This is a genomic window from Microbacterium sp. dk485 (genome assembly GCF_004570445.1).
GTDB lineage: Bacteria > Actinomycetota > Actinomycetes > Actinomycetales > Microbacteriaceae > Microbacterium > Microbacterium wangchenii.
Genome location: NZ_SPQW01000001.1, coordinates 2,215,550 through 2,228,834, shown reverse-complemented (window position 1 = coordinate 2,228,834; position 13,285 = coordinate 2,215,550). Strand labels below are relative to the sequence as shown.

Annotated in this window: 13 protein-coding genes, 1 tRNA gene and 1 pseudogene; 4 read left to right on the top strand and 11 right to left on the bottom strand. The window is 71.2% G+C overall.

The features are described from left to right. Nucleotides 1-74 precede the first annotated feature (74 nt). Complete coding sequence (locus tag E4V99_RS10535; RefSeq protein ID WP_135068523.1) at nt 75-470, top strand: VOC family protein; 396 nt, start codon at nt 75-77, stop codon at nt 468-470. 49 nt (nt 471-519) lie between these two features. On the opposite strand, the gene nusG is transcribed toward E4V99_RS10535, so the two are convergent. From nusG to gabT, 9 genes and pseudogenes are all read right to left on the bottom strand, one after another. Continuing rightward, nucleotides 520-1,713, bottom strand: a complete 1,194-nt coding sequence (gene nusG / locus E4V99_RS10530) for a transcription termination/antitermination protein NusG (RefSeq protein ID WP_135117172.1) — start codon at nt 1,711-1,713, stop codon at nt 520-522. 62 nt (nt 1,714-1,775) lie between these two features. After that, a complete protein-coding gene (secE, locus tag E4V99_RS10525; RefSeq protein ID WP_135068527.1) occupies nt 1,776-2,051 on the bottom strand; it encodes a preprotein translocase subunit SecE in 276 nt (91 codons plus the stop codon). 46 nt (nt 2,052-2,097) lie between these two features. After that, nucleotides 2,098-2,170 (bottom strand) — tRNA-Trp (locus E4V99_RS10520). A gap of 145 nt (nt 2,171-2,315) precedes the next feature. Continuing rightward, nucleotides 2,316-2,774, bottom strand: coding sequence for a hypothetical protein (locus E4V99_RS10515; RefSeq protein WP_135068529.1), 459 nt, complete (start codon nt 2,772-2,774; stop codon nt 2,316-2,318). Beyond that, on the bottom strand, nt 2,771-3,661 hold the full coding sequence (locus tag E4V99_RS10510) for a hypothetical protein (RefSeq protein WP_135117171.1): 891 nt from the start codon (nt 3,659-3,661) through the stop codon (nt 2,771-2,773). The genes E4V99_RS10515 and E4V99_RS10510 overlap by 4 nt, the downstream gene beginning before the upstream one ends. After that, nucleotides 3,661-5,022, bottom strand: a complete 1,362-nt coding sequence (locus tag E4V99_RS10505; protein ID WP_135117170.1) for an NAD-dependent succinate-semialdehyde dehydrogenase — start codon at nt 5,020-5,022, stop codon at nt 3,661-3,663. Before E4V99_RS10505 ends, E4V99_RS10510 begins: the two co-directional genes overlap by 1 nt. Nucleotides 5,023-5,041: 19 nt before the next feature. Continuing rightward, nucleotides 5,042-5,281: pseudogene (locus E4V99_RS10500) on the bottom strand (amino acid transporter); the annotation flags it as partial. A gap of 67 nt (nt 5,282-5,348) precedes the next feature. Continuing rightward, nucleotides 5,349-6,710, bottom strand: a complete 1,362-nt coding sequence (locus E4V99_RS10495) for an NAD(P)/FAD-dependent oxidoreductase (protein WP_135117169.1) — start codon at nt 6,708-6,710, stop codon at nt 5,349-5,351. A gap of 44 nt (nt 6,711-6,754) precedes the next feature. Further along, entirely contained in the window at nt 6,755-8,110 is a 1,356-nt protein-coding gene (gabT, locus tag E4V99_RS10490; RefSeq protein WP_135117168.1) for a 4-aminobutyrate--2-oxoglutarate transaminase, read from the bottom strand. A 106-nt stretch (nt 8,111-8,216) separates the two neighbouring features. Here gabT and E4V99_RS10485 point away from each other — a divergent pair, with 106 nt between their 5' ends. Next, a complete protein-coding gene (locus E4V99_RS10485; protein WP_245233159.1) occupies nt 8,217-9,749 on the top strand; it encodes a PucR family transcriptional regulator in 1,533 nt (510 codons plus the stop codon). 102 nt (nt 9,750-9,851) lie between these two features. Here E4V99_RS10485 and E4V99_RS10480 read toward each other — a convergent pair whose 3' ends face one another. Further along, on the bottom strand, nt 9,852-10,700 hold the full coding sequence (locus tag E4V99_RS10480) for an SDR family oxidoreductase (protein ID WP_135068545.1): 849 nt from the start codon (nt 10,698-10,700) through the stop codon (nt 9,852-9,854). Between the two features lie 66 nt (nt 10,701-10,766). Between E4V99_RS10480 and E4V99_RS10475 the strand changes: the two genes are divergently transcribed. Together E4V99_RS10475 and E4V99_RS10470 are read left to right on the top strand one after the other, a co-directional pair. Beyond that, nucleotides 10,767-11,351, top strand: coding sequence for a TetR/AcrR family transcriptional regulator (locus E4V99_RS10475; RefSeq protein ID WP_135068547.1), 585 nt, complete (start codon nt 10,767-10,769; stop codon nt 11,349-11,351). 31 nt (nt 11,352-11,382) lie between these two features. Beyond that, nucleotides 11,383-11,796 carry a DUF2834 domain-containing protein gene (locus E4V99_RS10470; protein WP_135117166.1) on the top strand — a complete coding sequence of 138 codons (414 nt, stop codon included), beginning with the start codon at nt 11,383-11,385 and terminating at the stop codon, nt 11,794-11,796. A gap of 175 nt (nt 11,797-11,971) precedes the next feature. On the opposite strand, the gene E4V99_RS10465 is transcribed toward E4V99_RS10470, so the two are convergent. Next, the gene (locus E4V99_RS10465) at nt 11,972-13,207 is read right to left on the bottom strand and encodes a CoA transferase (protein ID WP_135068551.1); all 1,236 of its coding nucleotides are present in this window, start codon (nt 13,205-13,207) and stop codon (nt 11,972-11,974) included. Between the last annotated feature and the right edge of the window lie 78 nt (nt 13,208-13,285).

Here is a 13,285-nt window from a genome sequence, read left to right as displayed (position 1 = left end):
CAGACAAAGTGATCGATAGCTGATCACTTTGCCGGGAAGAGTGGGATCATCCACCTCGAAAGAAGGAGAACGACATGTTCCGCGGACTGGCGAACCTCAACCTCGTGGCCTCCGATATGGACGCCGCCGTCGCCTGGTACTCCCAGGTCCTGGACGCTCCGCCGTACTTCGTGCGGCCCGAGACCGGACCCGTGCAGTACGCCGAGTGGCGGTTCGGCGACGACGAGGACGAACTCGCCCTCATGTCCAGCGCCTACCGGGCCGTGCTGCCGAGCCCGGGCGGGGCACTGGTGAGCATCCACGTGGACGACATCCGCGCGGCACTCGAGCGCCTCATGGCCGTCGGCGCGACGGAGGTCGACCCCGTCACCCCACGCGGGGAGGGCTGGTGGTCGGCGTCGGTCGCCGACCCGTTCGGGAATCTGCTCGGGCTCATCCAGAGCCCGCACTGGGCCGCGCAGCACCGATGACGCGAAACGCCCCGCCGGCCGGAGCCAGCGGGGCGTCGTCGCGACAGGGTCAGAGCTTGGTGACCTGGTCGAAGCTGAGCTCGACGGGGGTCTCGCGCTCGAACAGCGACACCAGCACCGTGAGCTTGCCGCTCTCGGGCTTGATCTCGCTGATCGTCCCGGGCAGGCCCGCGAACGAGCCCTCCTTGATCGTGATCGTCTCGCCGATCTCGAAATCGACCTCGGCGGGGATGCTGCGGGCCACCGCCTGGCCGCCCTTGGCGGTTCCGGACTTGGCCGGTGCGACCTCCTTGACCTCGACGAGGCTCTTCAGCATGTTGAAGGCCTCCTCGAAGCGCAGGGGCGTGGGGTTGTGGGCGTTGCCGACGAACCCGGTGACACCCGGCGTGTGGCGCACGACCGACCAGGTGTCTTCATTGAGCTCCATGCGCACGAGGACGTATCCGGGGATCCGGACGCGCGTGACCATCTTGCGCTGGCCGTTCTTGATCTCGACGACGTCCTCCATGGGGACCTCGACCTGGTAGATGTCATCCTCGACCTCGAGCGTCGACTTGCGCTGCTCGATGTTGGCCTTCACCTTGCGCTCGAAACCGGCGTAGGAGTGGATGACGTACCACTTGCCCGGCAGCATCCGCAGGTCGGCGCGGAACGCCTCGTACGGGTCCTCGTCCTCGTCGGTCTGGTCGTCCTCGGACGCGGTGTCGTCGGTGTCGGGGTCGACGGTGTCGTCAGGGTTGACGGTGGGGTCGAAGCCCTCGGGCTCCTCCGCCGCATTCGCCGGGTCGACGGAGGCCTCGACCTCGTCCACCACGCCCTCGGCCGCCTCGACCTCTTCCACGAACTCGCGGTCCAGCACCGGCTCGTCGGGCTCGCCGTTCACGTCGGGTCCGTCGTACGGGGTCACGTCGTCAGCCTCCTCGGCTTCTCGCTCGGCTTCTTCATCCGCGAGGGAATCGGTCAGGACCTCCGCGGCCGCCTCCACTTCGGATGCCTCGTCGATGGTCAGGGCGTCGTTGACGACCGCATCGGCTTCGGGGTCGTCGACGTCGATGTCCTCATCACCCAGCGAGTCGTCGGCGTCGTCGTCATCGTCGTCCACGACGTGGATGGCCAGGTGCTCGGCGGCCACGACGGAGCGCTCCTCGGCTGCGAGCTGCCCGCCCTCCTGGGCTTCGTCTTCCTCGCTGGCCTGCTCTGCGGCCGTCGCCCAGTCGGCGTCGTCGTGGTATCTCTCAGACAATGTGATCTCTTCCGTTGATGGGGCGGGCGTCACGGACGCTCCGCAAGCGCTCACGGCGCGGGTCAGGGGACGGATCCGCCCGGCACGCCGAACACGGCCGTGGTCACCCACACGAAGAGCACGTCCAGTCCGTAGACGAACGCCATCATGACGACGACGAAGCCGAGGACGACCGCCGTGAACTTCAGCAGCTCCGAGCGGGTCGGAGTGACGACCTTGCGCAGTTCCGCGAAGACCTGGCGGACGAACACGGCGATGCGTGCGAAGAAGCCGGGCTTCTTCTCACGCGGCACGTCGCGCTTGGCGACGAGCTCGCCGTTCGGTTCATCCTGGACCATCGAACCCACCTGAGTTGCTTTCCGTGTGCCAGCATGCGCCGGCGCGCAGGGCGGACAGGAATCGAACCTGCAACCTGCGGTTTTGGAGACCGCTGCTCTGCCAATTGAGCTACCGCCCTAGAGGCCGCAAGGGCCTCAGGATGCCCGCATTCCACTGCCGTGACCTGTCCGATGGGGTCGGCCCGACGGGCGGGCACGGCAAAAGAATGCAGACTTCAACTGCGCAGCAAGTCTACGTCATCCCCCGCACCCTCGCGAACGCACTCAGTCCTGGCACGGCGTGAATACGGCCGTGACCAGGACCGGATCATCGAAGGTGACGGTCACGACGACGCCGTCCGGCGACGCCCACGCGTGCTGCTCCGCAGCCTCGGCCGCGGGACGAATGCGGTCCCACGTCTCGGGATCGAGCGTCGCTGCCAGTGCCGCCATGGTCTCCTCCCCGGCCTCCGCCTCCGCGGTGATGGACAGCGTCGCGGTGGCCACGAGCGCGCGCCGGGATCCCTGGCCCCCCTCGCCGCACGGCTGCTCCGCCTCGGCCGCCGGCTCCACCGCACGCAGGACGGCCGGATCGGCGGCGGCCATCTCGCCGACGAGATCGTCGAAGACGACCCGCGCCTGCGCGCGCACGGTCTCGGGGTCGGGCCCGAATCCGCAGCCCGACAGCGCGAGCCCCAGCAGGAGCACGCCGCCCAGCACGGCGGCTCTGGATGGCCGGATCACGGGCGCACCACCTCCTGCACCTCGAACGCCTCGGGGTCGGGGGCGGCCACCGGGACTCCCAGCGCCGTGAGCTGCTCGAGCAGCCACCCGTCGTGCCACTGCGCGATGTCGCACGGAGCGGACGACAGCTCGTACGCCGTGGCGGGCACGCCGTGCTGGATCACCGCGCGGCAACTGGCGTCGGCCTCGATCTGCACGCGGTACGCGTCCTGCCCGACGCCGGTCTGCTCGGCGGCGGCGAACTGCGTGGAGAAGCGGTCCCACTGGTACCAGTGCATCGCCTCGTGCACGAAGATCGGCCAGATATTGGTGCGCGTGGCACCGGCATCCCACGCGAGGAAGATGCGGTTGCGGAACCTGCTGTCGTAGCAGCCGCCCAGGGCCACCCGGTACGTCTCGTCGGCCGCGGCGTACCCGCAGTTCTGCGGGCCGCCGTCGTACACGATCTGCACCGCGGTGCCGCCGATGCCGTCGAGCAGGGCCCGCGCCTCCGCGTCACCCCCGGGCAGGCTCTCTCCGCCGGGATTGGGGGCCGAGACCGCGGGCACCACGTCGCCGCCGCGGAACGCCGAGGTCGACTCCTCCGCCGCCGCCCACAGCGCATCGGCATCGCGGTACGCGGTGCGCTGGGACTCGATCCGCCCTGCCAGGTCGGCGGTGCCCTCGAACGTCGCCATCACGACGGCGTGCTGCCCGGCTGTCACGGCCCGGGCGGCGAGGGCGCGCTCGCGGGCGTCCGCCACCAGCCACACGGACGCGGCCGCCACTGCGATCAGGACGAGGGATGCGGTGAGGACGGCGCGCCGGATGATTCGGCGCCGCCGCCATCGACGGACCCCCTCGGCGAGGGCGTGCGCGACGCCGTCGTCGTGGCGGGCCTGCGTCATCACACCACGCGGATGAGCTTCTTGTTGACGAACTCGTCGGCGCCCAGGAGCCCCAGCTCGCGCCCCGTGCCGCTGCGCTTGACGCCGCCGAAGGGAAGCTCGGGAGAGTCGGCGAGGACGACGTTGACGTAGACCATGCCCGCGTCCAGGCGATCGGCCACCCGATCGGCCTGCTGCGGGTCGGTCGTGAACACGTACGAGCCCAGCCCGAACCCGGTGCCGTTGGCCACGGCGATCGCCTCATCCTCACCGGAGACGCGGTAGACCACGCCCACGGGCCCGAAGAACTCCTCGCGGTAGGCGTCCATGTCGGAGGTCACTCCGGTGAGAACCGTCGGGGCGAAGAAGGCGCCGTCGCGAGTGCCGCCGGTGACGACCGTGGCACCCTGCGCAACGGCTCGCTCGACCTGTTCCTCGAGTCGTTCGGCCGCCGCGAGGGAGGACAGCGGGCCCAGCACGGTGTCCTCGGCGAGCGGATCGCCGACGGTCGCCTCCGCCATGGCCGCGGTGAACTTCTCCAGGAAGGCGTCGTACAGGCCGTCCACGACGAGAAAGCGCTTGGCGGCGTTGCACGACTGCCCGGTGTTGTCCAGGCGCGCGTCGACGGCCGAGCGGACGGCGGAGTCCAGGTCGTCCGTGGACAGCAGCAGGAACGGGTCGGAGCCGCCGAGCTCGAGCGCGACCTTCTTGAGGTTGCGCCCGGCGACCTCGGCCACCGCGGCACCGGCACGCTCGGAGCCCGTGACCGAGACCCCCTGCACACGCGGGTCGGCGATGATGGCCGCGGCCTGCTCGTTGGTCACCCGCACGTTGACGTAGGCACCCTCGGGGAGCCCCGCATCCCGGTAGATCAGCTGCAGCGCCTCCGCGGACTCCGGGCACTGCTGCGCGTGCTTGAGCAGCACCGTGTTGCCGACGGCGAGGTTGGGGGCGGCGAAGCGCGCCACCTGGTAGTACGGGAAGTTCCACGGCATGATCCCCAGCAGCACGCCCAGCGGCGAGCGGCGGATGACGGCGGTGCCCTCGCCCTCGATCTCCAGCGGCTGGTCACCCGTGATCCGCTCGATGTTGTCGGCGTAGAACTCGGTGATGTCGGCGGCGAAGTCGGCTTCCCCCAGCGCCGCCTCCAGCGGCTTCCCCATCTCGCGGACGATGAGCGCGGCCAGGTGCTCGCGCCGCTCACGGTGCAGCTCGGCGACTCGGCGCAAGCGCGCGGCGCGCTGGGCGACCGGCGTGTGCGACCACACGTGGAACGCGTCGTGCGCGGCGGCGATGGCCCCGTCGACGCCGGCGTCGGTCAGCGTGTCGTACTCGGCGAGCTTCTCCCCGGTTGCGGGGTTGATCACGGCGTATTCGCTCATGACGGTCCTTTCTCCCTCATCACACAGTCTGCCGTCCGCGGCGCATGCTCGCCGGGGCGTCTTTGGACAGGGTCTCGCCACGGAAGAACGCGGGACGGCGGATCGCCTGCCAGATCATGATCACGATGCCCAGGCCGATGATGACCACCCCGAGCACGAAGACGCTGCCCACACCGAACCACTGCGTACCGCTGCCGTAGTCCGGATCCAGCGATTCGACCAGGGTGAGCACGAACAGCGCCGCGAGGATGACGCCACCCGCGCGGCCACGGCCAGCGCGTCGGCGCCGGCGTCGGTGGCGGTGTAGCCCACCACCACGGGGCGGGTCATGCGCGGGCCTCCGCGACGATGGCGCTCGCGGCCAGCCGCCCCATCCGGATCGCCCCGTCGACATGCTGGTACCCGGCGCCGGCGAGATCACTGCACGCGAAGTGGATGGGGCCCACGGGTGTGCGCAGGTCGGCGCCGTAGCGGGAGAGACCCCCCAGGTCGAAACTGGCGGCGTAGGCGCCGCGCGTCCATTCCTCGGCGCCCCAGTCGCTCTCGTAGTACACGACCGGGTTCTTCGCCTCGGGGCCGTAGTAATGCGACAGCGACTCGAGGATCCGCTCCTTGCGTTCGGCGGCGCTCAGACGGAAGAGGTCGTCGGCGTTGCGGTCGGAGACGAATCCGACCAGCGTGCCGCGGGAATCGCCGTGGTTGGAGTTGTCGTACGCCTCGTGGCACAACTCGTACGGGCTGAACGCGGTGCCCGACAGGCCCTGCTCCCGCCAGAACGGCCGGTCGTAGACGGCATGGACCTTGATCACGAACCCCATGGAGATGTGCTGGTGCATCTGCTGCTGCAGACGCGGAAGCGGCGGGACGAACGAGATCCGCGGGTACAGCACCGGCGCGAGCGCCAGGATCGCGAAGCGGGCGCGCACCGTCACGTCATCGGTCACCGCGGTCACGCCGCCGGCTTCCGCCCACGCCAGTTCGCGCACCGGACGACCGAGCAGGACGTCCTCCCCCAGGCGCTCGGCCAGCAGCAGCGGGACCTGCTGCAGACCTCCGACGACGCGTTTGTCGAGGATGAAGTCGGCGTCGACGAGGTTCGAGTACGACCCGGCGGATGCCGCCATGAGGAGAGACTGCAGGAGCGAGAAGGCGTGCGTCGGCTTGGTCAGCATCGCCGAGCCGGTCGCGAAGGCCAGATTCCGCACCGCCTCGTCGTCGTCGGTCTGGGTACGAAGCCACGCATCCCACGAGATCGCGTCCCACTCCGCCGCACGCGGATGCGCCCACGGGCGGTCGGGGTCGATCTCGGTGACCATCGCATCCAGGCGTTGGGTGATCTCGCCGATCACGCGCTCGGTCTCAGGCGAGACGGGGAAGACCTCGCCGGTGAACCGCGCGGCGGCGCCGTCGGGTCCGATGTAGACGCTGTCGCCGTCGCGGTAGCGGCTGTAGGTCTCCAGCCCCAGCTCGGCGAGCGCGTCGATGAGCGCGTCCTGGTCGGGTGAGACCCACTGCCCGCCGATCTCGAGCGTCGCACCCTCGATCACATCGGTCCACAGGCGCCCGCCCACGCGGTCGCGCGCCTCCAGCACCACGACCGACAGCCCCGCCTTGCGCAGCTCGTTGGCGGCGGTGAGCCCCGCCGCCCCCGCTCCCACGATCACGACGTCTCGCGTCAGTTCCCTCATCGACTTGTCCTCACCTCTCGTCTCGCCCGCCTGCACGTGCGACATCAGGCGGTCGCCAGCACCGAGGCGAGCACGTCCAGTCCCTCGTTCAGCAGGTCATCGCCGATGGCGAGGGGCGGCAGGAAGCGGATGACGTTGCCGTACGTGCCGCACGTCAGGACGATGACGCCCTCCGCGAGGCATGCCTTCGCGACGGCCGAGGTCAGCGCCGCGTCGGGCGCGCCGGTGGCCGGGTCGACGAACTCGGCGGCGACCATCGCGCCGCGTCCGCGCACGTCGCCGATGCGCGGGTCCTGCTCCTGCATCGCCCGCAGGCGGGTCTGGAGGATCTCCCCCACATCACGCGCGCGCCCGGCCAGGTCCTCCGTCTCGTACACCTCGATCGCCGCCAGCGCCGCCGCGCACGCGATCGGGTTGCCGCCATAGGTGCCGCCGAGGCCCCCGGCGTGCGCGGCATCCATGATCTCTGCCCGGCCGGTGACCGCCGCCAGCGGAAGCCCGCCGGCGATGCCCTTGGCCGTCGTGACGAGATCGGGCACGATGCCGAACAGCTCGCTGGCGAACATCGCGCCGGTGCGGGCGAACCCGCTCTGCACCTCGTCGGCGATGAACACCACGCCGTTCTCACGGCACCACTGCGCGAGAGCGGGCAGGAACCCCTCGGCGGGGACGATGAAACCGCCCTCGCCCTGGATCGGTTCGATCAGCACGGCGGCGAGGTTGTCTGCGCCGATCTGCTTCTCGATCACCGAGATGGCCTTCGCCGCCGCATCCGCGCCGCTCAGTCCGTCGCGGTACGGGTAGGACATCGGCGCACGGTACACCTCCGAGGCGAACGGGCCGAAGCCGCTCTTGTACGGCATGCTCTTGGCCGTCAGCGCCATCGTGAGGTTCGTGCGCCCGTGGTACGCGTGGTCGAACGCGACCACCGCCTGGCGCCCGGTGTGCTTGCGTGCGATCTTCACCGCGTTCTCCACGGCCTCGGCGCCGCTGTTGAACAGCGCGGACTTCTTCTCGTGGTCGCCGGGGGTGAGCCGGTTCAGCGCCTCCGAGACGGCGATGTAGGACTCGTACGGCGAGATCATGAAGCACGTGTGCGTGAACTGGGCGGCCTGCGCCTGCACCGCGGCGACGACGGCGGGATGCGCGTTGCCGACGGTCGTGACGGCGATACCCGAACCGAGGTCGATGAGGGAGTTGCCGTCGGCATCCACCACGACCCCTCCGCCGGCCGCGACCGCGGCGACCGGCACGGTGTGCCCGACGCCCGAGGCCACCGCGGCCGACTTGCGCGCGAGCATGTCCTGCGAGCGGGGACCGGGGAGGGCGGTGACCAGACGCCGCACCTGCGGGAGGTCGGGTCCGCCGAGGGGGATCGAGGGAGTGTCGATGAGGGTCATGACCGCGATCGTAGGGACGGGCGGGAACCCCGTGCACTCACCATCATGTACATTCGGCACCAACGCCTGTACGCCGCGGCGAGCTCCGCGGGGAGAGGACCGGAACGTGGTCGACCCCTCGGCATCCGCCGCCACAGTGCGGGCGCTGCTGTCCCGCGCCGATCTGAAGCTCCGCCTGGCCACCCCCGAGGCCGCACTGGAGCCGGCCGCCCTGGACCGCGCAGCGCGCTGGGTCCACAGCAGCGACCTCGCCGACCCGACCCCGTTCCTGTCCGAAGGGCTCGTCCTGCTCACCACGGGCACGCAGTTCGCCGAGGCGGGCGACGACGAGCAGACCCACCGGGCGTACGTCCGGCGCCTGCAGGACCGCGGCGTGGTCGCACTCGGATTCGGCAGCGAGGTCGTGCGCGACGGCATCCCGCCCCTGCTGGAGTCCGCGTGCCTGGAGGCACGGCTGCCGCTGTTCGAAGTGCCGTATCGCATCCCGTTCATCGCCGTCGCGCGTGCCAACGCGGAGGCTCTCGCGGCGGAGTCCTACGCGCGGCGCACGTGGGCCCTCGCCGCGCAGCGCGCCGTCGCGCTGGCCGCCCTCCGCCCCGACGGCCTGGACGCCACCCTCGCCGAGCTGGCCCGGCAGCTGGGGGCGTGGGTGGGCCTGTATGACGCGGCGGGGGGCCTCCGCCGCGAACATCCGGCCGGGCAGCTGGATGCGGCCACCCGCGGCGGTCTGGACACGGAGGTGTCGGCGGTCCTGCGCCGCGGCGCACGGGCGGGCTCGGCGCTGCACGTGGGGGACACCCCGTTCTCGCTGCAGACCCTCGGCCGCGGCGGGCACCTGCGCGGCGTGCTGGCGATCGCGTCGGGCCACCTCGACGCGGAGAGCCGGGCGGTCGTGACCTCGGTGATCGCGATGGCCGGGCTCGCTCTCGAGCAGAACGACGGCCTCCAGCGCGCCCAGGGCGTGCTGCGCGCCGGGGTGATCCACGCCCTGCTGGCCGGCGACGTCACGCTGGCCCGCCGGTTCGTGCGGGAGCTGGGGGACGCGCTCCCGTCCGCGCCCACGACGGTCTGCGTCGCGGAGGGCACGCCGGCGACCCTCGAGAACGCCGCGGAGTGGCTGGCGGTGGCCGCCGCCACCGATCCGGTCGTGTTCGGCCGCGGGCCGGACGGTCTCGTCGTGGCCGCCGCGCCGGAGTCGCCGCTGCCCGAGGCGCTCGTCGACCGCTTCCCCGTGCGGGTCGGGGTGTCGGCGCCCGCCGCGTGGGCGGAGTTCGCCCGCGCCCACGACCAGGCGCTCGCGGCCCTGCGCCGCCAGCGCGGCGCCGTCGCGCGGTTCGGCGAGACCGCCGCATCCGGAGTCCTCGGCGCGCTGGACAGCGACCTCGCCCGGGTGCTGGCCGCGGCATCCCTCGCCCCGCTGACCGATCACGACGCCGCCCGCGGGACCGAGCTGCTGCCGACGCTCCGGGCGTGGCTCGAGCACGACGCGCGCATCGACGCCGCCGCCGCCGCCCTGGGCGTGCACCGGCACACCGTGCGCACCCGCATCGCACAGGCCGAGTCCGTCCTCGGCAGCGACCTGTCGTCCTTCCCCGCCCGCGCGGAGCTGTGGGCCGCGCTGCAGGTGTCGGGTCTCTGACCCCGCTCGCTGACCCCGCGAGAGTGCATCACCTCGGCGAGAGTGCCCCGAATCCGGTGCACTCTCGCCGGGTCGATGCACTCTCGACGAGGCGGCACGCGGTCAGGCGGGCCGGCGGAACTCCTTCATGCGGCGCAGATAGCCGCGCACGCGCGTGAGACCGAGCGGCACGGGCCAGTCGTCGGCGCGGAAATACGCATCCGTCCCGCCGTCGACGAAGATGACCGCCCCGCACAGGAACTGCGCCGAGGGACCGAGCATCATGAGAACCCAGTCCGCGATGTGGGCGGGGTCGCCGAATCCGCCGACCGGCACGGGGAAGTTCTCGATCGCCTTGGCCTCCTCGGGCTCGGAGAGCTGCTTCTGAAGCAGCGGCGTGAGGATCGCACCCGGGGCGATCGCGTTCAGACGGATGCCGGCACCCGCCCACTCCGCCGTCACGGCGTTGCGACGCATCCAGCGGCTGACGGCGATCTTGGACCCGGCGTAGACCATGGCCGGTGCGTTCTTGCCCATGCGCCGGGCGACGCGGATGGCCCGCGCGCGGTCGCCCTTCAGCAGCGCCCGCACGACACCGCTCGGCACCGCGGGGACCGTCGTCGTGGAGTTCGACGAGAACACGACCACACGTGCGTTCCCGGCGGCGGCGAGCGCCGGACGCCACGCCTCCAGGAGCTCCACGACACCGGAGTAGTTGACCGCCGCGATGAGTTCTTCACGACCCGGCATCGGCCCCACCCCGGCGGCGAGGACGGCGCCGTCCAGGCGTCCTCCGGCACGCTCGAGCACGGTCCGTCCGGCGCTGGCGCGCCCCTCGGCGGTGGAGAGGTCGGCGACGACCTCGGCCTCGCGCAGGTCGACGCCGATCACTTCGTGGCCGGCCTCGCGCAGGCGACTGACGACCGCGGCCCCCATCCCCGATGCAGACCCGGTCACGACATACGTACCCATGATTCCTCTTTCCGACGCGCGGGTGATCTTTATGGCACCCTCTGCCATAAATAGTACGCTTCCGGCATGGACACGACCACTTCCGCCCGGCGCGGCCGTCCTCCCGTGGTGGATCGCGACGCCGTCGCGCGGGCGGCGATCGACCTGTGGTCCACGCAGGGATTCGCCGCCACGACCTGGGATCAGATCTCCGAGCGCACCGGCGTGAGCGTGCGCACCCTCATCCGCCGCTTCGGATCGCAGCCGGCGATCCTCGCCCGCCCGATCGAGGCGGCCACCGAGCGGTTGCGAGCGGCCCTGCGCGCCGCTCCCGCCGACGCCGACCCCTCCGACGTCGTGCACGCGGCGGTCGTGGCCTCGGTGTCGGAGGACGATGCCGTGCGGTCGGGGGGCCTCCCCTGGGTGCGCGTCGTCGCGGCCGAGCCACTCCTGCAGTCCTGGCTGCGCACCGCTTATGCGCCGTGGATCACTGAGCTCGCCGCATCCATCCGAGCGCGGGTGCCCGACATCGACGACGACACCGCGTTCGCCCTCGCGTGCGGATTCGAGGCCGTCGCCAACGCGGCGATGCAGGCGTGGGCGCGCGCCGGGGGCACCGACTCCCCCGCCGCCCACGTCGCCGCGGCGGTCCACCGCATCCGCATCGACTGAACGCACCGCGGGCAGGAGGACAATGCTCGCCATGACCGCATCCCGCTGGACCCCGCTGGCGATCGCCTACCTCGCGCTCGCCGTCGTGGGATTCGTCGCCACCTTCGCGCTGAACGCGTGGTCGGTCGTGCAGATGCGCGACTACCTCGGCGACCTCGTCGGCTCCGGCCCCGCGGTCGCCTCGATCGGCACCGATCTGCTCGTCGTCGCCGTCGCCGGGTGCATCTTCATCGTCGTGGAGGCGCGGCGCCTGGGGATGCGGCGCGCGTGGCTGTACATCGTCCTGTCGGCCGTCACGGCGTTCGCCTTCACGTTCCCGCTGTTCCACGCGATGCGCGAGCGGCGGCTCCACCAGGGTGCGCTCGACGTCTCCTCGCCGTTCAAAACTCAGGAGACACGCCGACCCGGCACCCGCGGCGGCCCCTCCGGAGACGGATTCTCCTGAGTTCTGAACGAGGCCAAGGCCGCCCCGGGGCCCGCCATCCGCGCAACCGCGACACTATTTTCCCACCGGTGCGCCCAGCCCCGTCGGAGCATCGCACCTACGTCGGAGAATGCGAGCCGGATGCTCCGACCTCGGTGCGATTCTCCGACGTAGGTGAGCGGCGAGGCGGCGTGCCTCAGAGCACTCCGGACTCGGCCAGGCCCTCCACGCGCTCGTCGGAGTAGCCCAGTAGATCCCGCATGATCGCCTGCGTGTGCTCGCCCAGGCCCGGCGCGGGCGCGGACAGATCGACCGTGCTGCGGGAGAAGACGACCGGAAGGCCCGATCCGTACAGCCCGTCGAAGTGACCGAACTTCGGATGCACCAGCGGAACCACCTCGCCCCGCGCCACGACCTGCGGATCACGCACGGCCTGCGCGGTCGTGCGCACCGCCGCCGCGGGCGCGCCGTGCTCCTCCAGGGCCGCCAGCGCCGCGTCCAGGGTCATCTCCGCGGCCCACCCCGCAATGAGGGCGTGGAGACGATCGGCGTTCGCGACGCGCGCGTCGCGCGTGGCGAAATCCTCCGACTGCAGCAGGTCGGTGCGCCCGATGGCCGCGAGGACACCCGCGGCGAACTGGTCGGTGGGCGCGCAGATGGCGAACCATCCGTCGCGCGTGCGGAACGTGCCGAACGGGGCCAGCCGGGGCACGTACGCACCGGTGCGCAGCGGGAAGCCGACCGATTCCAGCGCGTCGAACGGCTCACAGGCCACGAGCGAGGTGAGCGCACCGAGCATCGACACGTCCACGTGCTGCCCATGGCCCGTGCGTTCCACCTCGAGGACCGCCGACAGCGTGCCGATCACGGCGAACAGCGGCGCCACCAGGTCGCCGACGGGGAGCCCGAAGCGGATGGGGCCGTCCTCCGGCTCTCCGGCGGTGAGCATGACCCCGCTCAGGGCCTGGATGATCGTGTCCATCGCCTTGCGGTCACCGTGGTCGCCGGTGGCACCGAACCCGCTGATGGAGGTGTAGATCAGGCGCGGGTTGACCTCGCGCACGCGGGCGTAATCGATGCCCAGGCGCCGAGTGACCCCGGAACTGTAGTTCTCCACGAGGATGTCGGCGTTGCGCACGAGGTCGAACAGGACCTCGCGGCTGTCCGGATGCTTCAGATCCAGCGTGAGGCTTTCTTTGCCGCGCCCGCGCAGCATCATCGACACCGACATGTCATCGGGCGAGGTGCGGCGCAGGCTCAGGCCGTCCGCGCCGACATACGGGGAGTTGTTGCGTGACGAATCACCCCCTCGGCCGGGATTCTCCACCTTGATGACCCGTGCCCCCAATCCCGCGAGCAGCAGCGTCGCGTAGGGCCCCGCCAGTGCGGAAGTCAGGTCGATCACGGTCTTGCCTTCGAGCGGTCCGCTCATACTCACCCCGATGTGTCGGCGACAGCCACGGGCCTTCTTTGCCACCTCTGTCGATGGAGCCATAGTATCAAGTAACTT